We start from the raw sequence: 25,042 nt of genomic DNA on the forward strand, positions 1-25,042 counted from the left end.
GAAGCAGAAGCTGAAGGGCTATTACGGCGACATCACCGAAAAGCAGTTCAAGAAGAATTATTTCGAAGCGTCGCGCATGAAGGGCGACACCGGCCAGAACCTGATCGGCCTGCTCGAGCGCCGCCTCGACGCCGTCGTCTATCGTTCGAAGTTCACCCCGACGATTTTCTCGGCGCGCCAGCTCGTCAGCCACGGCCACGTCTATGTGAACGGCGTGAAGTGCAACGTCGCGAGCCGCCTCGTGAAGCCGGGCGACGAAGTCACCCTTGGCAAGAAGGCGCAGGAAATGGCGCTGGTCGCCGAAGCGCAGAGCCTGCCCGAGCGCGACCTGCCCGAATATCTGTCGGTCGACGGCACCAAGGCCACTTACGTTCGCGTTCCGACGCTCGACGAAGTTCCCTATCCGGTGAAGATGGAACCGAACCTGGTCGTCGAATTCTATTCGCGCTGATCCAGCGGTTCATCGCAAGATACAAAGGGGCGGTCCGCAGGCGGACCGCCCCTTTTTCTGTTACGCGCCGCGCTACTTCGGCAGGAACGCAACGATCCGGTTCAACATATCGCTGCGCACATCGCTGTCGCTCAGGCTGTGCGCCAGACCCGGATATTCGATCAGCTCGGTTGTTTTGCCCGCATCCTCGATCGCGCGTTTCATCAGTCGCGACTGTTCGATGTCGACATTCTGGTCGAGCGCGCCGTGAAACATCAACACCGGTGCCTTGATCGCGGCGGCGTTCTGCGCCGGCGAGCCTTCGCGGACATGCGGCCCGCTACCGACAAAATCGCGAACGAGCGCGCCAGTCGTATATTTTTCGGCCTCCCGCTTCAATTTGGCGAGATCGGTCACGGGTGCGATCGCAACGATCTTTTGGAACAGGTCGGGCGCCAGCACGCCCGATTGCAATGCCGCATATCCGCCATAGGACCAGCCGACGATCGAGAGCCTGGCCCGGTCGGCCCCCTCTTTTACCAGCCAGCGCCCGGCATCGGTCACATCGCCGATGGCGGTCCGCCATGATTGAAAACCGTTGTTCTGATACCATTGATCGCCATAACCCGACGATCCGCGAAAATTCGGCTGGACAACGGCATAGCCTTTTTGCGCGAAAAATTGCGCGAGCCAGTCAAAGCCCCATTCGTCGCGCGCCGAAGGACCGCCGTGCGGCATCACGATGGCCGGCAATCCTTTGGCCTCGGTGCGTCCCGGCGGCAGAGTCAGATAGCCGGGGATCATCGTCCCGTCGGCGGCGGCATAGCTGATCGGCTTTACCGGCGACAGCGTCTGCCCGGTCAAGAGCGGCCGATCGTCGAGTAGCGGGCGCAGCTGCTTTTCCGCGGGGGTGTAGCGATAATAGCGGCCGGGATCGACGTCGGAACCCGCCCAGACCAGCCATTGGCTCTCGTCCGCCGAGGCATCGACGAAATAGACATCCTTGCCGCCCAGCGCCCGCGACAGCGACTTTGCCATCGCTTCCACCTTGGGGTCGGTCGTCACCATGCGCCGCCGTTCGGTGACATAGGTCGCGCCCACCACCCGCTTGTCGCGGCCGACGCGCACCAGGCTGTCCACGTCGACCTCGGGATGCTGAAACAATATCGATCCCTTGCCCGAGCCGTCGAGTTGCACCGCGCTGACGGTATAGCGACCGTTCACCTTGGCAAAACCGATGGCGCGGTCGGTCGCGGCATCAACCGTCACCGGATCGAAACCCTCTTCGGTCGTCATATCGACGGCCGAAAGGGGTTGCCACGCACCACCCGCGCGCGGCCGGAAGAAATAACGCCGGGTGCTATCGAGATACTGGGTCTGGCCGGCCGCCGCATGAACCCCCATCACCCGCACAATACCTTTGCCGTCGGTGATATATTCGGTCGCATCGCGGCGCGGTTTTTCGACGGCCTTGGTCGCACCCGTCGTGGCATCGACCAGATCGACGCCTATCCCGTCGGCGTCTCTGGTTATCAACGAGGCGCCACGGAGGTTGGCCTCGGGAACATAGCTGCGCATCATCAGGACGCTGCCCGGCGTTCCCGGCTGCCAATCGATGACGTTGCCGCCGCGAAAGTCATAACCGATGGCATTCGACCCACGCTGTTTGCTCAGCACCTTGGTATTGCCGCCCGCGGCATCGACGCCGACCAATGTGGTGTAGCCATAGATTTGCCCGCCATATTCCTGCCGCCCGCCAACCTGACAGATCAGCCGCGCATCGCTGGCCCAGCCGCACGATAGCAATATCTCGGGATCGCCGCTCGCGCGCAAAATCCGCAGCGGTGCCGTGTCCTCGCCGATATTGACCACGAACAGGTCGTTCGCCTGGCCCTTGCCCGGTGCGAGAAAGGCCAGTTTCCGGCCATCGGGCGACAGGCTCGCCTGACTGACGCCGGGCAGCGTTCCGAACAAGCGCGCCGCATCACCTTCCTGCGCCTGTGCCGCGCCGATGAAAAGCAAGCTCCCCGACAAACACAGAAAACGCCCCCGCATCCAATATCCCCCTGTTATCCGGTTCCCTTTTTCATTCGCTAGAGCGTCCGCAGGCAATTTCCAAGGCGGAATGGTTCGGGGCAGCGGCGATGCTTGCACCCGCGGCATCCGGCTGGCACAAGCCCGCTCGTCGCAAATGAAAACTTTCCGAGGAATTTCCATGCTTCGTTTCCCCCGAACGACCGCAGCCGTGGCGGTCCTTTTGACCGTTGCCGCGTGCAATACATCCGACAAGGCCGCGACGTCGGCCACTGCCATTCCCGACGTCCAGATCCCCGAACTGTCGCTCGCGACGCTTCAGGAGGTGACGAAGGAATTGTCGTCGGACGCCTATGAAGGCCGCGCACCCGGCACCCCGGGCGAGGAAAAGACCGTCGCCTATATCATCAAGAAATATGAGGAAGCGGGGCTGAAGCCCGGCAACAACGGCAAGTGGACGCAGGACGTGCCGCTGGTCGAAATCACCGCGAAGAATGCGACGCCGCTCACCTTCACCGGCGGCAAGACGCCGGTCACCGCGCAATATGCGAAGGATTATGTCGCGTTCAGCTATCGCGTGCAGCCCAAGACCGCGGTCAAGGACAGCGACGTCGTGTTCGTCGGCTATGGCATCAACGCGCCCGAAAAGGGCTGGAACGACTATGCCGGGCTCGATGTGAAGGGGAAGACCGTCGTCGTCCTCGTCAACGACCCCGACTGGCAGACGAAGGAAGCCAAGGGCGAATTCAACGGCCGCGCGATGACCTATTACGGCCGCTGGTCGTATAAATATGAGGAAGCCGCGCGGCAGGGCGCCGCCGCCGTGCTGATCGTCCACGACACCGAACCCGCCGCTTATGGCTGGAACGTCGTCGAATCGAGCAACACCGGCGCCAACTACCTCGCCGAAACCAAGGATGGCGGAGCGAAGGAAACGCTCGCCAACGGCTGGATCCAGCTTCCGAAGGCCAAGGAACTCTTCGCGAGCGCCGGGCAGGATTTCGACAAGCTGCGCGCCGACGCGGGCAAGAAGGGCTTCAAGCCCGTCGCGCTGACCGGCGTGAAGGCGTCGTTCGGCTTCGACAACGCGATTTCGAAGAAGATGTCGCGCAACGTCATCGGCGTGCTGCCGGGCGCCAAGCATCCGGACGAATATGTGCTCTACACCGGCCACTGGGACCACCTCGGCCGCTGCACCCCCGTTGCCGGCGACGACATCTGCAACGGCGCGGTCGACAATGCGAGCGGCATCGCGGGTCTCGTGACGCTGGCGCAGGCGTTCCACAAGGCGGGCGCGCCCGACCGCAGCATCGTCTTCCTTGCCGTGACCGCCGAGGAATCGGGCCTGCTCGGTTCGACATATTACGCCGAAAACCCGGTGTTCCCGCTCGCGCAGACGGTCGGCGGCGTGAATATGGATGCGCTCAACGCCATCGGTCCGGCGAAGGACATCGTCGTCGTCGGCCGCGGCAAATCCGAACTCGACGCCTATGTCGCGAAGCTCGCCGCGATGGAAAAGCGCGTGATCAAGGACGAGCCGACGCCTGAAAAGGGCTTCTACTATCGTTCGGATCACTTCAGCTTCGCCAAGCTCGGCGTGCCGATGTTCAACTTCGGCAGCGGCGACGATCTGGTCGAGGGCGGTGTCGAGGCCGGCAAGAAGGCGGCCGAAGATTATGAAAAGAACCGCTACCACGCCCCCGGCGATGAATATGAGGCGATCACCAACTGGGGCGGCATGATGTCCGACCTGCGCCTTTACTACGCCGCGGGCCGTATGCTGGCGATGACCGACGCGTGGCCGAACTGGAACGAGGGCGACGAATTCCGCGCCGCCCGCGACAAGTCGCGCGCCGGCAAATAAGCGAAAGAGTGTGCGCCCATGACGCTGAAAATGCCTGCCGAATGGGCGCCGCACGACGCCGTGTGGATCGGTTTTCCACACCTCGCCGAGGAGTGGTCGGGCGCGATCGATGAAGGACGGCGCGATGTCGCCGCCTTCGCCAACGCCGTCCATGACGGCGGCCGCGGCGAGGATGTGCGGCTGGTCGTCAACGACGCGCGGCAGGCGGACATCGCCGCCGCGCTCGTCGACCCCGGCGTGCGCATCTTGGTCCAGCCGCTCGGCGACATCTGGCTGCGCGACACCGGGCCGATCGTTGCGGGAACCGGCGCGGCGCGGCGGGCGCGCAACTTCAAATTCAACTGGTGGGGCGAGAAATTCGTCATGCCGGGCGACCAAGAGGTAGGCGCAGCGCTCGCGGCCCAAAGCGGTCTGCCGGTCGACGATCAGGACTGGGTGCTTGAGGGCGGCGCGATCGACGTCGACGGCACGGGCCTTTGTGCCACCACCGAAGAATGCCTGCTCAACACTAACCGTAACCCGACGCTGACCCGCGAGGATATCGCGGTGCGGCTCCACCAGTCGCTCGGGATCGACCGGTTGCTGTGGCTCGGAAATGGCCTCGTCGGCGATCATACCGACGGCCATGTCGACAATCTGGCGCGCTTCGTCGGCGAAGGGCGGCTCGCCCTGCCCGTCGCGGACGGCAATGACGATCCCAACGCGCATATCTATGCCGACGCCCGCGCGCGCACCGCCGCGTTCGGCGGCGTCGAGATCGTCGACCTGCCCTCGCCCGGCCGCGTCGAGATCCGCGGCGAAATCGCGGCGGCGAGCTATATGAACTTCTACATCGGCAACAGCGTTGTCGTGGTGCCCACCTACGGCGTCGCCAATGACAGCACCGCGGTCGACACCCTCGCCGCGCTCTTCCCCCACCGCCGCGCGATTGGCGTGCCCGCGCGCGGCATCATCGTCGGCGGCGGCAGCTTCCACTGCTCGAGCCAGCAGCTTCCGGCCTAGCATCGGGCGCGAAGCCCCCTATATTCCGGCTCGATTCCAGCCATCACGGACCCGCCCATGACCCGCACCCTCACCGTCGCCGCGCTGCAGCTTCCCCTGCCCGGCCCCGCCCGGCCCAATATCGAGGCCGTCACCGCGCTCGTCGAGGAAGCGGCGGCGAAGGGCGCACAAATCATCCTGCCCCCCGAACTCTTCGAAGGCCCCTATTTCTGCCAGATCGAGGATGAGGAACTGTTCGCCAGCGCCCGCCCGACCGCCGAGCATCCGAGCGTCGTGGCAATGCAAACGCTCGCGGCAAAACTGAAAGTCGCGATTCCGACGAGCTATTTCGAGAAGGACGGGCCGCATTATTACAATACGCTCGCGATGATCGGCCCCGACGGGGCGATCATGGGGACGTACCGCAAAAGCCACATCCCCGACGGCCCCGGTTACGAAGAGAAATATTATTTCCGCCCCGGCAACACGGGTTTCAAGGTGTGGGACGTCTTCGGCACCCGCATCGGCGTCGGTGTCTGTTGGGACCAATGGTATCCCGAATGCGCGCGCGCGATGGCGCTGATGGGCGCCGAGCTGCTCTTCTATCCGACCGCGATCGGCTCCGAGCCCTATGACGCCGACCTCGACACCAGCCGCATGTGGCGCCGCGCGATGCAGGGGCATAGCGTGTCGAACTGCATGCCGGTGATCGCGTCGAACCGCATCGGCACCGAGGGTGAGGCCAATTTCTATGGCCATAGTTTCATCACCGACGAATGGGGCGATTTGACGCAGGAATTTGGCGCGAGCGAAACCGGCGTGCTGGTCGAGACGATCGACCTCGACCGCGCGGCGAAGCATCGCGCCGGCATGGGCTTCTTCCGCGACCGCCGGCCGCAGCTCTATGGACGGCTCGTCGAAGACATCTGACAAAAAGCTGGGGCGAACCATGGAATTACCCGACGATATTTTCACCGAGCCCGAGGACGTCGACCCCGAGACGCTCGCCAATCTCGGCCCGCTTCGCCGCCTCGCCGGCATCTGGGAAGGCCAGCGCGGGGTCGATATCAACCCCAAGGCCGACGGCCCCGAAACCCGCCAATATTATGAGCGGGTCGAGATGCAGCCGATCGACCCGCAGGCGAATGGCCCGCAGTTGTTCTATGGGCTGCGCTATCATTTGCACGTCAACACGCGCGAAGAGGACATCGCCTTCCACGACCAGGTCGGTTACTGGCTCTACGAAGCCGCGACCGGTCTGATCCTGCAGACGTTGGCGATCCCGCGCGGGCAGATCGCGATTGCGGCGGGGCATGCCGAGCCCGATGCGAAGAAGCTGGTGCTAAGGGCCGAGCGTGGCCAAACTGAATATGGCATCTGCTCGACGACCTTCCTCGACCTCGCGTTCCGGACCGATAGCTATCAGATTACGGTGGATTTCCATGACGATGGGTCGTGGAGCTATATGTCCGACACCACGCTCGTGGTCAAAGGCCAAGGCGAGCCCTTTCTCCACCGCGATCGCAACACGCTGATGAAGATCGCCGAGCCCGATCTCAACCCTTGGGCGAAAATTACCCGCAGCGGCTAAGGTCAGCTTTCGAAGCGGCGGATGCTTTCGAGGTCGGCGCGGTCGAGCGGCTGCGTTAGCCACAGACCGCCGCGTCCGGCGCGCGACCAGCGGACGATCGCGCGGCGCTTGACCCCGCCCGCGAGTATCAGGTCAAGTTCCTTGCCGACCTCCAGATGACCGTCGTGGATGAAACCGGCGCCATGCTGCGATAAATCGACCAGTTCGATGCTGGTCGTGCTTTCGTCGGTGACCGCCTGCGCCTGCGTGCTCACGGGCAGGCGCGGTTGCCGATAGCCCGTGGCGCGCTGTTCGGCGGCCAATTGCTTCAGCACATCGGCGACATCGACTTCCTTGTCGAACGACACGCCGCACCGTCCACTGTCGGACCAGACGACGTCGCCGCGGATCACAACGGTATCCGAAAGCGCTATTTCCAGTTTCTCGCCGATCGCGATCGGCACCTCGGCCGCCAGCATCATGCCCTTGTCGGAAATATTGCGCACCCGCCACAACCCCGCATCGCCGTTGCGCATCACCTTGGCGATCCGCCAGACCGTGCGATAGCGGTCACCGCCACGACGATCCAGGTCGGCCGCTTTTCCCTGCTCCTCTACCGGATCGGAGAGCCGACGTTGGTTCATGTCATCTACCTTATCGAAGCAGTACCGACCGGAAGCATAACTTCCTGTCTATACTGCAAAATACACAATCCCCACGACACCGAACTACTAGAATTAGGCTTATAATTCAATCATGATGCCGATCATAGTCAACGTGACGCCGATCAGAAAATGCGAAAGCGCGCGGCCCGGCTGGTCGTTCGATTACGAAGCTTTCGCATTTTACACAATTTACGGAGGGCGCACGCCGGGATTAAGGGCCAAAATGACGGCCATGAATCAGAAATCGCGAAAAACGGGAATCCCCAAGGTCAACGCGGCCTAGCGTTTCAAATTTGCTTGATAATTTGGCCGCCATGACCACTCTGATGGCTGATTTGAATAAAGCGGGGGCATAGAATGATTTCAGAATGGATTGGCCGGGGCGTTTCGGCGCTGGCTTTGGCGGCAGCTTTGTCGCCGCTTGGTACGGCCGGGGCGCAGGAAATGGATAATGCGGCGCGTTTCGGCGCGCTCGAATCGATCTTGGACGTCAGCCTTTCGCCGGACGGCAACCGTCTGGCCTTCATCGACCAGGGCAAGCAGCGGCAGCGCCGGCTCTATATCGTCGAAACCCGCGAAGGCGCCGAGCCGCGGCAGATCCTTTCGAGCGACGGCGGTTCGGCCGGCAATCTCAGTTGGTGCGGTTGGGTGACCAACGCGCGGCTCGCGTGCCAGACCTTCGCCCGCGACGATGTCGCCGGCGATGTCCTGGCCGCGACGAACATCGTCGCGATCGATGCCGCGGGCGGCAATCTGAAGGTGCTGAGCAACCGTCGGAGCGACCGCTCGCTCTATGCCGATTACCGCGGCGGCAGCGTGATCGACTGGTCATCGACCGACAACGGCTCGCTGCTGATGACGCGCAGCTATGTTCCCGAAGGCAATACGGGCACGCGCATCGCCAGCCGCGCCGAAGGGCTGGGCGTCGATCGCGTCGATTCGGTCAGCGGGGCGGGGCGCCGGGTCGAGGCCGCCAATCGCGATGCCATCCATTATCTGTCCGACGGACACGGCAATGTTCGTGTCATGGCGACGCAAGGCTTTACGAGCAGCACCGGACAGTTCGATCCGACGATCAACTTTTCCTATCGGCCGAAAGAGGGCGGTGGATGGAAGTCGCTGTCGCAAACCGACGTCGTGACCGACGAAGGGTTCAAGCCGGCCGCGGTCGATGCGGCGACAAACCGCGTCTATGGGTTCCAGAAAATCGGCGGGCGCAAGGCGGTGGTCGCGATGGCGCTCGACGGCACGGGTGCGACCAGCACCATCTATGCGCACCCCGAGGTCGACGTCGACAATATCATCCGCATCGGACGCAATGGCCGCATCGTTGGCGTGTCCTATGCGACCGATCAGCGCAAGGCAGTGATGACCGATGCGCCATTGGCGAAATTGACGAATGCGTTGTCAAAGGCGCTCGACGGACGCCAGGTCGTTATCGTCGACGCCTCGGCCGACGAAAGCCGCTATCTCGTCCGCGCCGAATCCGACACCGATCCCGGCGCCTATTATCTCTTCACGCCCAAGGCGGGCGAGTTGCGGCCGCTGCTCGTATCGCGCGAACCGCTTTCGAATACCACCCTGTCTCCCGTAAAGGCGGTCACCTATCCCGCGGCGGATGGGACGAAAGTGCCGGGCTATCTGACGCTGCCGCCCGGGCGCAGCGATGCAAAGGGTTTGCCCGCCATCGTCATGCCGCACGGCGGACCGTCGGCGCGCGACGAGTGGGGTTTCGACTGGCTGGCGCAATATTTCGCGCAGAGCGGCTATGCGGTACTCCAGCCCAATTATCGCGGATCGTCGGGCTATGGCGACGCCTGGTATCAGAACAACGGGTTTCAGTCGTGGAAGATAGCCGTCGGCGACATCGCCGACGGCGGACGCTGGCTTGTCTCCGCACAAGGCGCCGACCCTGCGAAGCTGTCGATCGTCGGCTGGTCCTATGGCGGCTATGCGGCGCTGCAATCGGGCGTGCTGGCGCCCGACCTGTTCAAGGCGATCGTCGCAATCGCACCGGTCACCGACCTCCAGCAATTGAAGGATGAAGAATCGCGGCAGGGCGCGGGACGGATCAACGCCAAGTTCATCGGCAGCGGTCCCCATATTCGCGAAGGATCGCCGGCGCAAAACGCCGCGGCCATCAAGGCGCCGGTGCTGATGTTCCACGGCAGTTTCGACCAGAATGTCGAAATCGCGCAGTCGCGGACGATGCGTCGCGCGCTCGAGGACAAGGCCAAGCGCGTCGAACTGATCGAATATCCCGAACTCTCGCACAGCCTGGAGGCGGGCGAAGCGCGCGCCGACATGCTGCGCAAGATTTCGGCCTTCCTGCCGCATTGAAACGAAAGGGGCGGCCCGTCTGCGGACCGCCCCTTTTGAATTCGATAGCGAACTCCGCGCACCGGCTCGCGGTGGCGGTGGCGCTCGCGGTCCTGTTGTCGCTGCGGCGGCAGCGATCACGCCGCCCGCCGCATTCGATCAATAGCGGCCGGAAAGCAAAGCTCCGGCGCCCGGAACCTCGGTCGGCAACCCGAGCCGCGTGAGCATCTGGTGCGCGGTACAGATCGCCGCCGAGACCACGGGTTTGCCGATCGCATCCTCGATCTTCTGCACCGACGGCAGCGAGGGCATCTGGACGCACGCCGAAAGGACGAGCGCATCGATGCCGGTCAGGTCGAGCCGCTTGTAATGCTCGAGCAGATTGGCCGGATCCTGCGCCGCGACCTCCAGATTGTCCGGAATTTCGAGTGCGAGCCAATCGCTTACTTCGATATCTTCATTCTGAATGTAGGAAACGACCATCTGCGTCAGCGGCTTCATATAGGGCGCGACTAGCGTGATGCGCTTCGCTTTGAGCGCCGCCAGCCCCTCGATCAGCGCGCCGGCGCTGGTGACGACGGGCGCGGCATGGCCATTCTCGACCGTCCGCTGGTGCAGCCGCGCTTCGGACACGCGGTGATAGCCCTCGCCCATGCTCATGATCGCAACGAGGCAGGCATAGCCGAGCACGTCGACCGCGGCGTCGGACAGTTCGAGCGCACAGCGGTCGGAATCGGCGTCCATCGCCACGAGTTCCTCCTTCGTCACTTTCTTCATCCGCATCCGCGACGAGTGGAAGGTGAAGCGTTCGGGGGCGATTGCCTCGCGCGCACGGAGCAGCGCGGGAATCTCGGTTTCCATCGTGACGTTCGAGCTGGGCACGATCTGCCCGATGCGGATGGGTCTGGTCATGTCGCGCGCCTCAGATCGCGACGATCGGGTTGCGGAGCGTGCCGATGCCCTCGACGGTGCATTCGACGACGTCGCCCGGCCACATGAATTCTTGCGGGTCACGCCCCGCGCCGACTCCCGCAGGCGTTCCGGTGGCGATGATGTCGCCGGGTTCGAGCGTCATCACGCTCGAAATGTCGGCGATCAACTGATTGATATTAAAGAGCATGAAGCGCGTATTGCTGTTCTGCTTCTCGACCCCGTTCACATGCGTCAGGATATTGAGATTGTGCGGATCGCCGATTTCGTCGGGGGTGACGATGCACGGCCCCATCGGCGCGAAGCTGTCCTGTCCCTTCGACACGATCCACTGCCCGGCGCGGCGGCAGTCGCGCGCCGACACGTCATTGATGACGGTGTAACCGAATACATGGTTCAGCGCGTCACCCTCGGCGACATGGCGCGCGGTGCTGCCGATGATCACCGCGAGCTCGGTTTCCCAGTCGAGCTGCTGCGTCACCTTCGCATTGTGGCGGATCGGGTCGTTCCACGCGACGACCGCGGTCGGGGGTTTCGAGAAGATCACCGGCTGCTGCGGCAGCTCGTTCGACGTATCGAGCGAGCGCGCCGATTCAGCGACATGCTCGGTATAGTTGAGACCGATGCCGAAGATATTCTTGCGCGGCCGCGGGATCGGCGCGAACAAGGTGACATTGCCTTCGGGAAGCGATGTGCCGATCAGATCGGCGGTTGTCGCCGCCGCAACGGCTTCCTGCAGGAAGCGCACGGCAATCGGCCCGAGGTCGATGAAATCGAGCATCGTCGAGGGCAGATCGTGCCCGATCGCATCGCCGAAATATTCGACATCGATCACAAGCCCGTCATGGAGAAGGCCGAGCCGCGGTTCGGTCTCGACCGTGCGATAGGTGACGAAGCGCATAATCTGTCCTGTCTGTCTTGAAATCAGGCGGGCTGGTGGCCGCCATTTTCGGAATAGGGCTCCTCGATCCGGACGCCGAGCGCCTCCATCACGGGGAAATCGTTGAACGAGAAGAGGAACGCCTCTTCGGACGCGTCGAGATTGACATGCTCGTGCCACGTCCACGCGGGCACGCAGAAAATGTCGTGTGTACCCCAGTCGAACCGCTCGCCGCCGATGATCGAATAGCCGCGCCCGCCCGCGACATTATAGACGACATTGCCGGTGTGGCGGTGCGCCTTCCCGCGGAAACCGGGTTTCAGCATCTGCATATGCGCGCCCATCGTCTGGAGCGCCCAGCCACCGGTCAGCGGGTTCGAATAACGCACCATATGGCCGTCGAACGGCGTGCCGTCGGACACTTGCGCGAGGTTCCACAGTGCATCGCGCGTCGCCTCCCAGCGATAGACCATCACCGGCGAATAAGGCTTCTCCCACGCACCAATGCCTTCGGGCCGCAGCGACCCGCCGCCATAGCTGAGCGGCAGGTCGTCGGTCGGGAAAGCCGCCGTCTGCGCGGGCTGGTCGTAGACCGCATAAAAATTGGTCTCGAGGCTGTTCATCAGCGGAATGTCGAGCCCGTCCTGCCAGATTGACACCTCACCGTCGGCGACGACGCCATGGTCATGCCAGCAGCCGCCCGGCGTCAGCACATAATCATTGGCGCCCAAGGTGATGTGGTGCCCGTCGACGACGGTATAGGCGCCCTTCCCCTCCATGATGAAGCGGTGCGCCGAGGCGGTGTGGCGGTGCGCGGGGGTAATCTCGCCCGGCCGCATCGCCTGCATCCCGCTGAACAGCCAGCCGCAAACCGCGGTGTTCTCGCGCCCTGCGTCGCTGTCGTTGAGCAGGGTGACGACACGGCGCCCCGCCTCCTCGGGCTTCACCAAGTCGAGCGCGCGCAGGCACATGTCGCGCATATCGGCGTAGCGCCAGAGCGTCGGGCGATAGCGCGTTTCGGGCTCCCACGGCTCGATCGCATTGGCGCGTTTCCAGAAGGCACCTGCATTACGCCTCGCAAGCTCTTGATAAAAAGCTTCGAGTTCGGGTGTGTCGGTGACGCGCGCGCGGCCAAGCACATCGTCGCGCGGGTCGATGATCGTGGGATTGTCTGCCATCATGGCGTCTCCTCATCTGGATCGACGGGCTGCGGCTCGTCGACAAACAGGGCCGACGCGCGGGGGGTCCGGTCGACCGTCAGGTTGAAGATGTCGAAGCGGTTATAGCCGCCGATGATGTCGTGCATCAGCTTGGGGCGGATACAGTCGCCCAGGTCGATATCGGCATAGACGATGCCTTCGTCGTCGATCAGCGCCGCGCCGACCAGATTGCCGTGCGGGTCGATGACGCCCGAAAAGGCACTGTGCGGGCGCGACAGCAGCTCGCGGTTCTGCGGGCGGTCGGCGCTCATCGCGTCGATAATTTCGGGGCTCAGCGCCGAGCAGGCGACGATCGTGAAGACCTTGCCCTCAAAACTGTGCGCGGTGGCGCGAATCTTGATCGCTTCGGCCATATTGTACGACGCGGGCGCGACGGGCAGCGCGATATAGTTGGCGACATGGACGAGTTCGCCCTGCGACAGCAAAGCGAAGCGCGCGAGCGTATTGGTATTCTCGCCGCACGCGAGCGTGCCGAGCGGCCCGACGGGCGTGTCATAGACGCGGATCGAACTGCCGTCGCCGCCGGCCCAGGTCAGTTTCTCGGCCCAGGTCGGCACCAGCTTGCGATGCCGCCCGAGCAGGCTGCCGTCGGCGCCGATGATGAGGTTGGTGTTATAGAGCGTGCCGACGCTCACCGGATCGCGCTCGTTGATCCCGATTACCACCGTGCAGCCATGATCGCGCGCTGCGGCGCAGAGCGCGGCGACCTCGGGGCCGTCGATCAACAGCGACGCGCGATAGAGCCGCTCATGCCATTCGGCACCCTCGATCGGCGTCATCAGCCAGTTCCAATAAGGATAGGCGGAAACGAAAACCTCGGGAAAGGCGACGAGCTGTGCGCCATTGCCCGCGGCCTCGGCGATCAGCGCGCACGCCTTGTCGACCGTGCGCGCGGTATCAAGGAAGACCGGCGCGGCCTGCACCGCGGCGACGCGCGACTTGGGCAGAAAAGGTGCCGACACGTCGCTCATGTCACCGCCGCCCGCTGGTGATATTGCGGTTTGTCCCACGCGCGGGTGGTGCAGACCTTTTCCAGCCGCTCGACCGTTTCAACAATGTCGCGATAGCGGAGGTAAAGCGGCGTCAGCCCGAAGCGCAAGATATCGGGCGCGCGGAAATCAGCGATCACGTCAAATTCCTTGAGCGCCTGCACGATCTGATACCCCTGCGGATGCGCATAGGCGACCTGGCTGCCGCGCGTCGCGTGGTCCTGCGTGCTGACCAGTTCGAAACCATAGGCATCGCATAGCGGCCGCATCTGCTCGATGAAGAGGTCGCCGAGCGCGAGCGACTTGCGGCGAATTTCGGCCATGTCGGCTTCGAGCATCAGGTCGACGCCCACCTCGAGCGCGGCGAGACCGAGCACCGGGGGCGTGCCGCACTGGAAGCGTTCGATCCCGACGGCGGGGTCATAATCATCTTCGAACGCAAAGGGTCGCGCGTGACCGAACCAGCCCGACAAAACGGGCGTCGCGGCATGGTGCCGCGCCGCCGCGAACAGATAGGCGGGCGCGCCGGGGCCACCGTTGAGGAACTTGTATCCGCAACCGATCGCAAAATCGGCGTTCGCGCCGTGGAGGTCGACCGGAATCGCGCCCGCGCTATGGCTCAAATCCCAGACGACAAGCGCGCCGACATCATGTGCGCGCTGCGTGATCGCCGCCATGTCGCGCACGCGGCCCGACTTATAGTGAACCTGCGTCAGCAGCAGCACCGCGACATCGTCGTTCAGCGCCTCGACGATGGCGTCCGGCGCAACGGTGACCGCCTTCACGCGCCCGCCCGAAAATGCCTCGATGCCCTGCATCATATAGACGTCGGTCGGGAAATTCGTCGCCTCCGACAGGATAACCGTCCGTTCACGCCGCAACGAAAGTGCGGCGGTCAATGCCTTGAAGATATTCACCGACGTCGAATCGGTCGCCACGATCTCGCCCGGCTTCGCGCCGATCAGCCGCCCGATCTTGTCGCCGATCCGCCGCGGCGCGGTCGACCATAAGGCGCCGAGCCACGAGGTGATCAGCCCCTCGCCCCATTCGCTGCCGACAACGTCGGCGAGCCGCTCACCCGTTGCCGTGGGCAGGGCGCCAAGCGAATTGCCATCGAGATAAATGAGGCCTTCGCGCAGATGGAAGCGCTCGCGAAAAGGCGCCAGCGGATCGGCGGCGTCGAGCGCCGACACATCGGTGGCGAGGAGCGTTTCGGTCATGCGATTTCCCTCAGGATGGCGCGCACCGGGCTGGCGTCGGCGCCGACGATGCGAAGCGGCAGCGCGACGAGTTCGTACCGCCCGGGCGGCACGGCATCGAGCACCAGCCCTTCCAATATCCGCATGTCGGCGGCCTTCACCGCCTGATGCGCGTCGAGCGTCTTCGACTGTTCGGGATCGAGCGAAGCCGCGTCGGTGCCGATCAGGCGCACGCCCATGGAACCCAGCCGGGCGATCACATCGCTGGCGATCGCGGTGAAATCGCTATCCCATTGGTCGTGGGGAAATCGCTCGTAGGTGCGGAACAGCACGCGCTCGGCACCCTCGATCGCGGCCCAATCGACATCCGCAATTTCGACCCGCCCGCGCGCATGGCGGACGTCGAGCAATACGCACGGCCCGATATAGGCGTCGAGGTCGCAATCGGCCGACGAAGCCCCGTCATGGGCGTAGTGCAGCGGCGCGTCGCCGTGCGTCCCCGCGTGCAACGGCGTGAACATGCCGCCGACATTGACCGGACAGCCGTCGCCGATCACCGCATGGCTATGCAGCGCGAAGGCGGGCTCGCCGGGCCACACCGGCACCGCGGCGTGGAGCGGCTGCGAAATGTCCCAGATCCGGCTCATGCGCCCTTCCCTTCGGCATAATCGCCGCCCTCGCGCGGCGCGGCCATTCGCGTCCGCATCGACCACAGTTCGGGAAAGAAGCTGAGGTCCAGCGCCTTCACCAGATAATTGACCCCCGACGATCCCCCGGTGCCGGGCTTGTGCCCGATCACGCGCGCGACGGTCTTCATGTGTTTGAAGCGCCATTCCTGGAAATAATATTCGAGCGCGGTGATCTTCTCGGCCAGCGTGTAGAGATCCCAATGTGCGTCGACGTCGGTATAGATTTTCAGCCAGGCGTCCTCGACCGCGTCCGACGCCGCATAGGGTTTCGTCCAGTCGCGCTCCAGATGATCGGCGGGAATATCGAAACCGCGCCGCGCGAGCAGCCGCAGAAGTTCGTCGTACAGCGACGGCGCCTCGAACGTCGCCCGCAACCGCGCCGTAGCTTCTGGATCGTCCTTGTGGACGATCATCATATCCTCGCGCTTGTTGCCGAGCAGATATTCGAGTTCGCGATATTGCTGTGACTGGAACCCCGACGCGCGGCGCAGGAAACCACGGAAAGTCAGGAAATCATGCGGGGTCAGCGTCGCGAGCACCTCCCAGCTGTGAATCATGTGGCGCTGGATCGTCGCGATCCGGTCGAGCCCCTTACCCGCGACCTCCAGCCGGTCGGCCTTGATCGCGTCATAAACCAGCCGCCCCTCGTGCAGCACCAGCTTGATCCACAGCTCCATCGTCTGGTGCATGATGATGAACAGCATCTCGTCGGGCTTGTCCGACACCGGCACCTGCGCCGAAAGCAGCTGCGCGGTCTGCAGGTGCCGAGCATAGGTCAGGCCGTTGTCCCACTGAATCGTCTCGCCGTCGATCTCGGTCTCGAAAATATCGGTGCCACCGTCGCGCGTCTGCCTGATCATAGCGATGCCTCTCCGCTTGCCGGCGCGGCCGGCAGACTTCCATCATAAGCCAGGTCGCCCGGCCAGACACCCCCCGGTTCGAGCACCGGTTCGTCAGCAATCTTGCGATAGACGTCCGCGAAGTCAGTTTCCTCCGTCGCGCGCAGCAACTCCTCAAAACCCGCGACGACGAAATAGGTCTGCTGGAATTCGTCGAAATTGTACCGCGTGCGCATCACCCGCTCGATATCAAGCCAGATGCGCTGCGGTTCGGGCGACGTCAGCGCGGAGAGCGTTTCGGCGAAGCTCGACATGAGGCCGCCGCCAAAGGCGCGCAGTTCGCCGTCCTCGACGACAAGGCCGAACTCGACGGTATAGAGCCACAATCGCCCGAGATAGTCCGACGCCCCGAGCTTTTCGGCGCGCAACCCGGCCTCGCCATAAGCAACAAGGAAATCCGAAAAGGCCGGATCGGTGAGCATCGGGATATGGCCGAAAATGTCGTGAAACATATCGGGCTCTTCGCTGTACGCGACCTGCTCGGGCGGACGGAGGAAATTGGCCGCGGGAAAGCGCTTGTTCGCGAGATGCTCGAAAAAGGGCTGGTTCGGAATCCAGCCTGGCACCGCAACGACTTCCCACCCCGACGCCGGCTTCAGCAGCGCGTTAAGCTCGGCGAAATCGGGAACGCCGGGTTTCAGCTTTCGAAGAATGTCGAGGCCATCGAGGAACGACCGGCAGGCATAGCCATCCAGCGCCGCCGACTGCCGATCGAACAAGGTCCGCCACGTCGCGTGCTGTTCGGCGGTGAAGGCCGCCCAGTTCTGCGGCATCGTCCAATCGGCCGCGACACCTTCGGGCGGTGCGTCGAATATATGTGTCGCGGCCATAGGTCTCTCTCCAAACCTTCGGCGCAAGTGATAGCGCGAGGCCGCGCGAACATTGTGCGGATTTCGCGTCAACAGCCTGCGGAAAATCGCTAATCGTTCTGCAAATCACCATATTTACAGGAGTTTGTTCTTTGATTTAGAATAGGACGGCCATATTCTCGCACAAACCCGATTCAGGACGGAACGCATGGACAAGCTCGACTGGAAAATCGTCGCCGCGCTCGAACGCGACGGCCGGCAGTCCTACGCCGACCTCGGCGAGCAGGTCGGTCTGTCCAAATCACCCTGTTGGGCGCGCGTGAAAAACCTCGAGGAAAGCGGCGTGATCGAAGGCTATGCGGCGCGGATCGACCCGATCGCGATCGGCCTCGCGGTGCAGAGCTTCGTCGAAGTCCAGATCCGCTTCGATGCGCACATCGATTTCGAGGCGGCGGTGCTCGCGCATCCCGCCGTCGTCGAATGCCACACCACCGCTGGCGAGAGCGACTATCTGCTCAAGATCTTCTCGCGCTCTGCCGACCATCTCGACGAGCTGCTCCGCCACAATCTCTCCAAACTGCCCGGCGTTCAGCGGCTGAAGACCGTCGTGTGCCTCAAGACGATCAAACGGCACGGCGACCTCGCCGAATGGGCCCGGACGACCGAGGGGCGCGGGCGCGGCGACTAGCGCCGCGGCGTCAGTGTTTCAGATATTGGCTCGGCGGCACGCCGAAGGCGCGGCGGAACATCGCGGCGAACCCGCTGGGGCTGTCGTAACCAACGTCATAGGTGACCTGCGTGATCGACGCGCCCGCGGCGAGCATCGAAAGCGCCTCCATCAACCGGACCTGCTGCCGCCAGACGGCGAGCCCCATTCCCGTCTCCTGTTTGAAACTGCGCGTGAAGGTCCGCCGCCCCATCGCCGCGAGCGCCGCCCAATCGTCGATGTCGCGCGGGTCCGACGGGTCGGCGATGATCGCGTTGCAGACGCGAAGCAGGCGGGGGTTCGACGGCATCGACACCTGGTAGGGCGCGTTCGGCATCCGTCCGATTTCGTCGAGCAATAGCGCGATGATCCGCCCCTCGCGCCCGTCGACGTCGTAGAGCGCGGGGAAATCGACGACCTCGAGGATCAAGGATTTGACGAGGTTCGACACTTCGAAAACGCGGCATTCCTGCCCCGTCTCGCCGCCCCGGCACGGCAGGTAGAGCGTGCGGAGCGACACCGGGCCGCGGCACGCCACCTCGTGCCGCGTCCCCGCGGGCAGCCATACGGCGCGTTGCGGCGGGATGACGAAGCTCGTCTCGGGCGTGCGGACCGACATGACCCCCGACGAGGCGTAGAGAATCTGGATATGGTCGTGGCTGTGCATCGGATCGATGAAGCCGGCAGGATATTCATCCTGCAGCGCAATGACCGGGCGGTCGTTCGTCAGAACATCGGCACTATGCTTCATGGCCCGATCCTCACAAGTCTTGGACAAATACACAATATAGGCCGCGCGGGCCGCTGGCCAGCGATGATGCGCCCACTGGCCTGTCCGCTGCGGTGATTGGCCCAAATGGGCGATAGATGCGCGTGCGCAAAAGCTATCAGGCAATCAAGGATCGTTTCGAGAAGGATAAGCGAAATATGTCAAAGGGCTTAAGCGTCATGCAGAACGACATGGCCGACCCCGATATCCGGCGCTTTGTCGACGCGATCAACTCCGCTTATGTGGATCATGGCGCGCCGGCGGAGGCGAGCATGGCGGTGCGCCGTGCCGTCGCCGAACGCGTCCGAGGGCCGTGGCGCGAGGGTGGCCCGATAATGGCCGAGAGCAAAGAAATCGACATGGGCGGCGTCCGCCTGCGGCTCCACCGCCCGGTCGCCGACGCCAAGCTGCCGGTCATGCTTTATATCCACGGCGGCGGCTGGACGTTGTTCAGCATCGACACGCACGACCGGCTGATGCGCGAATATGCCGCGCGCGCCGGGATTGCCGTGCTCGGCATCGATTACAGCCTGTCGCCCGAAAACAAGTTCCCCGTCGCGCTCGATGAATGCGCGGCGGCGCTCGACTGGATCGCGGCGCAGGCGGACGCGCTGAACCTCGATGCGACGCGCGTGCTGATCGGCGGCGATTCCGCGGGGGCGAACCTGTCGGTCGCGGCGTGCCTGTTGCAGCGTCAGCGCGGGCGTCCGCTGCCCGCCGCGATGCTGCTCAATTACGGCGCCTTCGCGCCCGAGCGGACGCCGAGCTATGCCCGCTTCGGCGCGGGCGACTATTCGCTCGAGGCCGACGAGATGGATGCCTTCTGGACATCCTATGTCGATGGCCCCGAGCAGCTTACCGACCCTTTGGTCGCGCCGCTAAATGCCGACCTCATCGGCCTGCCGCCCGCTTTCCTCGCCATCGCCGAGTGCGACATATTGGCCGATTGCAACACCGCCTTCGCCAGCAAGCTCGAAGAGGCCGGCGTTCCGACGCGCGCGGTCACCTATCGGGGCGCGACGCACAGCTTTCTGGAGGCGGTATCGATCGCCCCCCTCGCCGGCCGCGCGCTCGACGAGCAGGCGGCGTGGATCCGTGATATCGTCGCGGCATGACCAAACTCTACGCGCCGCGCGGTCTCGCCGACATCGGGCAACTGATCGCCGACTATCCGCTCGCCTGGGTGATTTCGGGGGCGTTCCATGCCAGCCCGCTGCCGCTGATCGCCGAGACGGACGACGCGGGCGCGGTGGTCGCGCTGTTCGGACATTGCGCGCTGCGCAATGCGCTGGTGGGCGATTTCCGCGCCAACCCGCACGGCCTGATCCTGTTCAACGGGCCATCGGGCTATGTTCCGACGACTCTATTGTCGAAGCTCGACTGGGCGCCGACGTGGAATTATGCGGTATTGCGCTTCACCGTCGAAGTCGAATTCGTCGGCGATGAGACGCAGGACGCGATCGAGCAGCTCGTCGCGAAGATGGAGGGCGGCGGCTGGTCGACAGCGAACCTCGGCCCGCGCTATGATGCAATGCTCGACCAGATCATCGCCTTTCGCGCCCACGTCCGGTCCGCCGAACACAGCTTCAAGCTCGGGCAGGACGAGAGCGCCGAGGGCTTTGCCGAGATCGTCGCGGGTCACAGCGACCGGACGCTCGCGAACTGGATGGAAGGACAGAGGTGAAGCTTTTCTTCGACGATCGCCAGACCGCCCACGCGCCCTTGCGCGAACTGCACAATGGCGACTGGGTGCCCTATGCCGAAAATATCGAACGCCCGCGTTCGATCGTCGAAGCCTTTACCGACTGGCAGCCGGTGCGCGATTTCGGCATGGCGCCGCTGCTCGCGGTGCATGACGCCGACTATCTCGCCTTCCTCGAACGCGCGCACCGCGACTGGCTCGCCGCGGGGCGCAGCGGCGACGCGATCGGCTATACCTTCCCGGTCCGGCGCCGCCGGCCGCTGAGCTTCGGACGCATCGACGCCGATCTCGGCGCGTACAGCTATGACGCCGGGACGCCCATCGCGGCGGGCACCTGGGAATCGGCCTATTGGTCGGCGCAGGGCGCGCTGACCGCGCTCGATCATCTGGCGACGAGCGGCGACGCGCATGCCTTCGCGCTGTGCCGCCCGCCCGGCCATCACGCCGGGCGCGACTATATGGGCGGCTATTGCTACCTCAACAACGCCGCGATCGCGGCGCGCGAGGCGCATAATCGCGGGCTCGGGCCGGTCGCGATACTCGACATTGATTATCATCACGGCAACGGCACGCAGGACATCTTTTACGAAGATCCCGATATCTTCTTCGCCTCGATTCACGCCGACCCGCGCACCGATTACCCCTTCTATTGGGGGCACGCCGACGAAACCGGCGAAGGTGCGGGCGAAGGCAGCACGCTCAATCTCCCCCTGCCCCGCGGCACCGACGGGCAAAGCTATGCCCCCGCGCTCGACACCGCGCTGGCGGCGATTTCGGATTGGAGCGCGAAGTTGCTCATCGTCTCGTTCGGCGCCGACACGCATAGCAGCGACCCGATTTCGAGCTTCGCGCTCGAGCGCGAAGATTATGTCGCGCTGGCCGGGCGCATCGCCGCGCTCGGCGCGCCGACGCTGGTCGTGATGGAGGGCGGCTATGCCGTCGGCGACCTCGGCAAGAATGTCGCCGCGTTTCTCTCGGGCTTCGAGAAGTGATGTCAGCTTAGGGGTGTTAGCTGCCTCCTCACCTCGTCATGCTGAACTTGTTTCAGCATCCACGGCCTGAGCTTCAATCCAACGCTGCGTCGAAGGAAAAGACGGGCCATGGACCCTGAAACAAGTTCAGGGTGACGAAGGAAAAATGGCCGCTCCACCTCCCGGCGGGGCAACTCCTTTCTTGATCTCAGTTCAGGCTGAAACGAACGCTCGCGCCCAGCGTGCGTGGCCGCGCGACCGAACCCGCAAAGGCGAAGGGTGCGTTCAAAATGCCATATTGGTTGAACAGATTCTTCGCGAAGAGACTGAGCTCGATCCGGTCGCTCACCGTCGCCGACGCGTTGAGATCGATCAGGTGGAAGTCGCCCTTGTCGAGCGTCCCGGCGAAATCGACGGGTGCGCTCGACAGATAGCGGTGCGCGATCCCGAAGCGCGGTTTCAGCGACATGTCGGGGAAGCTCAGATCGAGCGAGTTCGACAGCGTCCATTCGGACGCGCCCGGCAGGCGCGTTCCCTTCGCATAGCCGCCGCCCGGCGCGAAGCTGTCAGGGAGCAGCGTCGACAGCCGCGCATCATTATAGGCGATGTTCGACGTGAAGCTGAGATTGCGCGTCGGGCGCAGGTTCAGGCTGATTTCGACCCCGTCGATGTCCGCACCGCCCCCGTTCACCGTATAGGCGTCGAAATCGACCGGCGTGAACAGCCGTGCCTGCACATTGCCCCAGTCGATATGATAGGCGGTGACATCGACGCTCAGCGTCTTGTCGATCAGGTCGAAGCGCGTCCCCAGTTCGTAATTCTTCGTCGTGTCGCTTTCAAAGGTCAGCGGCAGGCCGGGAACCGCGGCCGAATAGACGTTCACCCCGCCGATACGGAAGCCCTCCGAATAGAGCGCATAGACCATGAAATCGTCCGACGGCTTGTACGTCAGCGAGGCCTTCGGAATGAAATCCGAATCCTTGTCCGCCGCCGGCGCGAAATCGAACGGATCGACCAGATTGGCGTTGGGCAGAAATTGCAGGCGCGGGCGCGAGCGATATTCGAACAGGCGGCCGCCGACCGTGAGCGTCAGCGTATCGACGATGTCGAACGACGCTTCGCCAAAGATCGCCTTTTCGGTGACGCGGTTGCTGCTGATCGTCCGCGTCGCCAGATCGCCCGGCGCGAGTTCGCTGCCCGGCTGGCCGTCGAACTCGCCGGGGTTCGCGTCGATATAGTCGGCGATGCCCTCGATATAGGTGCCGTCGGTGTTGTTCGACCGCAGCCGGGTGTAATTGGCGCCGAGCAGCCAGCGGAATCGCCCGCTATCGGGCGAGGCGAGCCGCAATTCGCCATATTCGGTCTTCGACTTGCCGTTGCTGCTGGCGAGTTCGGGGGTGTCGGTGCGCGGGTCGTTGCCGTTGAAGATCGAATTGTCGAACGCCAGATCGGCCTTCTTCTCGGTATAGCTGCCGACCGCCGTGAGGGTCGCGAAGCCCAGATCCTGCTCGATCCGCAGGCTGTGCATCATGAAGCTTGTGTCCTGATATTCGGCAACGTTTGTCGCGCGCTCGAAGGTCTTCGGCGGACCGAAGATCACATAGGTCTGATCGTCGAGATCATATTCCTGGTACATGCTGAGCGCCGAGACGCGCGTCGTCTCGGTGGGGGTGAAGACGATCGAACCGCGCAGGCCCCTGACACGAAGGTCGTTGCTGCCCTTCTTGCCGAGCAGCGTGTTGTCGAGGTAGCCCGCGTCATAACGCTGGAGTGCGACGAGACGGACGGCGAGCTTGTCGGTCGCGATCGGGACATTGACCATGGCCTTGACCGCATAGCTCGCTTCGCCCGCGCGCTTGGTCGTCGAAAGGCCGCCTTCGAAGCCCGCATCGAACCGCGCGGGATCGGCCTCGTTCACGACATAGTTGATCGCGCCGCCGAGCGACGAGGAGCCGAAGAGTGTGCCCTGCGGCCCGCGCAGCACCTCGACGCGGCTGATGTCGAAGCTGTCGACGTCGGGGATCACGAGCGGAAAGCCGGGTTCGATCAGCGGCACTTCGTTGAGATAATAGCCCGTCGTCGCCTGGTTCGCCTCATGATAAGTCGACGACGCGACGCCGCGGATCACGACTTCGGACACGCCCGGCTGATAATCGTTGAAGACCACGCCGGGGACGCGCGTGATGTAATCGGAGAGGCTCTGGGCATTGAGCTTTTGCAGCGTCGCTTCGCTGACCGCCGACACCGAGCCGCTGACATCGCGCACCGACTGTTCGCGCTTCGCGGCGGTGACGACGATCTCGCTATCGTCGGTTTCCTGTGCGAGCGCACCCGATGCCTGTCCCAGCGCCAGGATCGAGATGCCGCACGCCGCGACGCGCCTGATCGATGCAAACCCCATTTTTGCCTCCCTTATTGATAATGCCTGGTAAGAAGATCCGATGCTCAAGCTATCATGCGAAATTGGCGTGGCGGCGATGGTCGGGCCAGTTTCCAGCCCGATCGGGCCAGCGCGTTCGCGCGGGAAAGCGCCGTTTCGTGGGAGCTCGCGGCCAATTTGCCCGATCGATGGATTGGGCGGCCTGATCGGCGCAGTAAGCCAATCGGCGCGACATACACTGGACGCGACATCCCCGCCGGGCGAGAGAGGATCGCATGCAGAACATCGAGAACAAGGGTCGGCGCGCGTTCATGGGCAGCGCCGCGATGGCCGCGCTCCTGCTGGGAAATCGCGCGGCATGGGCGTTCGAACAGGGCGGCGCCGGGCGCTGGCCCAAAATCGCGCCGCCGCAATCGCCGCGTATCTCGCATGTGATCGATCAATTGGGCCGCCAGCGCGACGACGCCTATAGCTGGATGAAGTTCATACCGGCGACGGGCGAGCGCACGCGTGACAATCTGCCCGACGCCGTCGGCGCGATGCTGAAGGCCGAGAATGACTATGCCGATGCAATCCTTGCCCCACTCGCGGGTGAGCGCGCGAAGCTGCTCGATGCGATGCTCGCGCGGGCGTCCGGCGACGTGGCGGCGCCCGCGCTCGAAAAGGACGGCTGGGACTATGGATCAGCGCGGCCGGCCGGCGCCGCGCATGTGGTCTATACGCGCAGCCGGAAGGGCGAAAAACCCGAACAACTGATCGACGAGGCGGCGCGTGCAAAAGGCCAGCCCTATTTTCGCAGCACCGGGCACCAGCCGAGCCCCGATCACCGCTATTTCGCGTGGGCCGAGGATGTCATCGGCAACGACCGCCACCGCATCTGCATCCGCGACAACCAGAGCGGCGAGATCCGTACGCTCGTCGACAAGGACGCCTATGGCTATGGCGGCCTCGTATTCTCTCCCTCGTCGCGCTGGTTGTTCTGGATCTGGCGCGACGCGCACAACCGGCCGACGCGGCTCTACCGGACCTCGGTCGA

At 63.9% G+C, this 25,042-nt stretch carries 23 protein-coding genes; 11 read left to right on the forward strand and 12 right to left on the reverse strand.

Translation table 11 applies throughout. The annotated features are described in order from the left end of the window. Positions 1–451: 30S ribosomal protein S4 (rpsD, locus tag VJ811_RS19135; RefSeq protein ID WP_324075359.1), on the forward strand; the 451-nt coding region annotated here is incomplete at its 5' end. Between the two features lie 72 nt (positions 452–523). Here rpsD and VJ811_RS19140 read toward each other — a convergent pair. Continuing rightward, positions 524–2,452 (reverse strand): S9 family peptidase, encoded by a 1,929-nt coding sequence (locus VJ811_RS19140; RefSeq protein WP_324075362.1) that lies wholly within the window; start codon positions 2,450–2,452, stop codon positions 524–526. Positions 2,453–2,645: 193 nt separating this feature from the next. Here VJ811_RS19140 and VJ811_RS19145 point away from each other — a divergent pair, with 193 nt between their 5' ends. The 4 genes from VJ811_RS19145 to VJ811_RS19160 are packed head-to-tail and all read left to right on the forward strand — an operon-like array spanning position 2,646 to position 6,900. Then, on the forward strand, positions 2,646–4,328 hold the full coding sequence (locus tag VJ811_RS19145; protein WP_324075364.1) for a M28 family metallopeptidase: 1,683 nt from the start codon (positions 2,646–2,648) through the stop codon (positions 4,326–4,328). A gap of 18 nt (positions 4,329–4,346) precedes the next feature. Beyond that, complete coding sequence (locus VJ811_RS19150) at positions 4,347–5,330, forward strand: agmatine deiminase family protein (protein WP_324075366.1); 984 nt, start codon at positions 4,347–4,349, stop codon at positions 5,328–5,330. 57 nt (positions 5,331–5,387) lie between these two features. Further along, entirely contained in the window at positions 5,388–6,239 is an 852-nt protein-coding gene (aguB, locus tag VJ811_RS19155) for an N-carbamoylputrescine amidase (protein WP_324075368.1), read from the forward strand. A 19-nt stretch (positions 6,240–6,258) separates the two neighbouring features. Continuing rightward, positions 6,259–6,900 carry an FABP family protein gene (locus tag VJ811_RS19160; RefSeq protein WP_324075370.1) on the forward strand — a complete coding sequence of 214 codons (642 nt, stop codon included), beginning with the start codon at positions 6,259–6,261 and terminating at the stop codon, positions 6,898–6,900. 2 nt (positions 6,901–6,902) lie between these two features. Here the strand turns inward: VJ811_RS19160 and VJ811_RS19165 are convergent, their stop codons facing one another. Next, entirely contained in the window at positions 6,903–7,523 is a 621-nt protein-coding gene (locus VJ811_RS19165; RefSeq protein ID WP_324075371.1) for a PilZ domain-containing protein, read from the reverse strand. Positions 7,524–7,901: 378 nt separating this feature from the next. Between VJ811_RS19165 and VJ811_RS19170 the strand changes: the two genes are divergently transcribed. After that, a complete protein-coding gene (locus tag VJ811_RS19170; protein ID WP_324075373.1) occupies positions 7,902–9,884 on the forward strand; it encodes a S9 family peptidase in 1,983 nt (660 codons plus the stop codon). Between the two features lie 138 nt (positions 9,885–10,022). Here VJ811_RS19170 and VJ811_RS19175 read toward each other — a convergent pair whose 3' ends face one another. Genes VJ811_RS19175 through phhA form a run of 8 tightly spaced genes read right to left on the reverse strand, consistent with a single transcriptional unit; the run spans position 10,023 to position 17,499 of the window. After that, positions 10,023–10,775 carry an Asp/Glu racemase gene (locus VJ811_RS19175; protein WP_324075375.1) on the reverse strand — a complete coding sequence of 251 codons (753 nt, stop codon included), beginning with the start codon at positions 10,773–10,775 and terminating at the stop codon, positions 10,023–10,025. A gap of 10 nt (positions 10,776–10,785) precedes the next feature. Next, positions 10,786–11,694 (reverse strand): fumarylacetoacetate hydrolase family protein, encoded by a 909-nt coding sequence (locus VJ811_RS19180; RefSeq protein WP_324075377.1) that lies wholly within the window; start codon positions 11,692–11,694, stop codon positions 10,786–10,788. Positions 11,695–11,717: 23 nt separating this feature from the next. Beyond that, on the reverse strand, positions 11,718–12,854 hold the full coding sequence (locus VJ811_RS19185; protein WP_324075379.1) for a cupin domain-containing protein: 1,137 nt from the start codon (positions 12,852–12,854) through the stop codon (positions 11,718–11,720). Continuing rightward, positions 12,851–13,864, reverse strand: coding sequence for a carbon-nitrogen hydrolase family protein (locus VJ811_RS19190; RefSeq protein WP_324075381.1), 1,014 nt, complete (start codon positions 13,862–13,864; stop codon positions 12,851–12,853). The genes VJ811_RS19185 and VJ811_RS19190 overlap by 4 nt, the downstream gene beginning before the upstream one ends. Further along, the gene (kynU, locus tag VJ811_RS19195; RefSeq protein WP_324075384.1) at positions 13,861–15,102 is read right to left on the reverse strand and encodes a kynureninase; all 1,242 of its coding nucleotides are present in this window, start codon (positions 15,100–15,102) and stop codon (positions 13,861–13,863) included. The genes VJ811_RS19190 and kynU overlap by 4 nt, the downstream gene beginning before the upstream one ends. Further along, positions 15,099–15,728 carry an arylformamidase gene (gene kynB / locus VJ811_RS19200; protein WP_324075385.1) on the reverse strand — a complete coding sequence of 210 codons (630 nt, stop codon included), beginning with the start codon at positions 15,726–15,728 and terminating at the stop codon, positions 15,099–15,101. The genes kynU and kynB overlap by 4 nt, the downstream gene beginning before the upstream one ends. After that, a complete protein-coding gene (locus VJ811_RS19205) occupies positions 15,725–16,630 on the reverse strand; it encodes a tryptophan 2,3-dioxygenase (protein ID WP_324075387.1) in 906 nt (301 codons plus the stop codon). The genes kynB and VJ811_RS19205 overlap by 4 nt, the downstream gene beginning before the upstream one ends. Further along, on the reverse strand, positions 16,627–17,499 hold the full coding sequence (gene phhA, locus VJ811_RS19210; RefSeq protein WP_324075388.1) for a phenylalanine 4-monooxygenase: 873 nt from the start codon (positions 17,497–17,499) through the stop codon (positions 16,627–16,629). The genes VJ811_RS19205 and phhA overlap by 4 nt, the downstream gene beginning before the upstream one ends. A 187-nt stretch (positions 17,500–17,686) precedes the next feature. On the opposite strand from phhA, the gene VJ811_RS19215 reads away from it, so the two are divergent. After that, positions 17,687–18,166, forward strand: coding sequence for an Lrp/AsnC family transcriptional regulator (locus VJ811_RS19215; RefSeq protein ID WP_324075390.1), 480 nt, complete (start codon positions 17,687–17,689; stop codon positions 18,164–18,166). Positions 18,167–18,176: 10 nt separating this feature from the next. On the opposite strand, the gene VJ811_RS19220 is transcribed toward VJ811_RS19215, so the two are convergent. Next, on the reverse strand, positions 18,177–18,935 hold the full coding sequence (locus VJ811_RS19220; RefSeq protein ID WP_324075393.1) for a helix-turn-helix transcriptional regulator: 759 nt from the start codon (positions 18,933–18,935) through the stop codon (positions 18,177–18,179). Positions 18,936–19,111: 176 nt separating this feature from the next. Here VJ811_RS19220 and VJ811_RS19225 point away from each other — a divergent pair, with 176 nt between their 5' ends. From VJ811_RS19225 to VJ811_RS19235, 3 genes are read left to right on the forward strand one after another with little or no spacing between them, the layout of a single operon-like run. Continuing rightward, positions 19,112–20,068 (forward strand): alpha/beta hydrolase, encoded by a 957-nt coding sequence (locus VJ811_RS19225; RefSeq protein WP_324075395.1) that lies wholly within the window; start codon positions 19,112–19,114, stop codon positions 20,066–20,068. Beyond that, entirely contained in the window at positions 20,065–20,637 is a 573-nt protein-coding gene (locus VJ811_RS19230; protein ID WP_324075396.1) for an FMN-binding negative transcriptional regulator, read from the forward strand. Before VJ811_RS19225 ends, VJ811_RS19230 begins: the two co-directional genes overlap by 4 nt. Then, a complete protein-coding gene (locus VJ811_RS19235; protein ID WP_324075398.1) occupies positions 20,634–21,647 on the forward strand; it encodes a histone deacetylase family protein in 1,014 nt (337 codons plus the stop codon). Before VJ811_RS19230 ends, VJ811_RS19235 begins: the two co-directional genes overlap by 4 nt. A 187-nt stretch (positions 21,648–21,834) precedes the next feature. Here VJ811_RS19235 and VJ811_RS19240 read toward each other — a convergent pair whose 3' ends face one another. Then, the gene (locus tag VJ811_RS19240) at positions 21,835–24,027 is read right to left on the reverse strand and encodes a TonB-dependent receptor (RefSeq protein WP_324075400.1); all 2,193 of its coding nucleotides are present in this window, start codon (positions 24,025–24,027) and stop codon (positions 21,835–21,837) included. A gap of 254 nt (positions 24,028–24,281) precedes the next feature. Here VJ811_RS19240 and VJ811_RS19245 point away from each other — a divergent pair. Then, the coding region (locus tag VJ811_RS19245; RefSeq protein ID WP_324075402.1) for a hypothetical protein at positions 24,282–25,042 on the forward strand (761 nt) is incomplete at its 3' end.

It is taken from the genome of Sphingopyxis sp. (genome assembly GCF_035250425.1).
GTDB lineage: Bacteria > Pseudomonadota > Alphaproteobacteria > Sphingomonadales > Sphingomonadaceae > Sphingopyxis.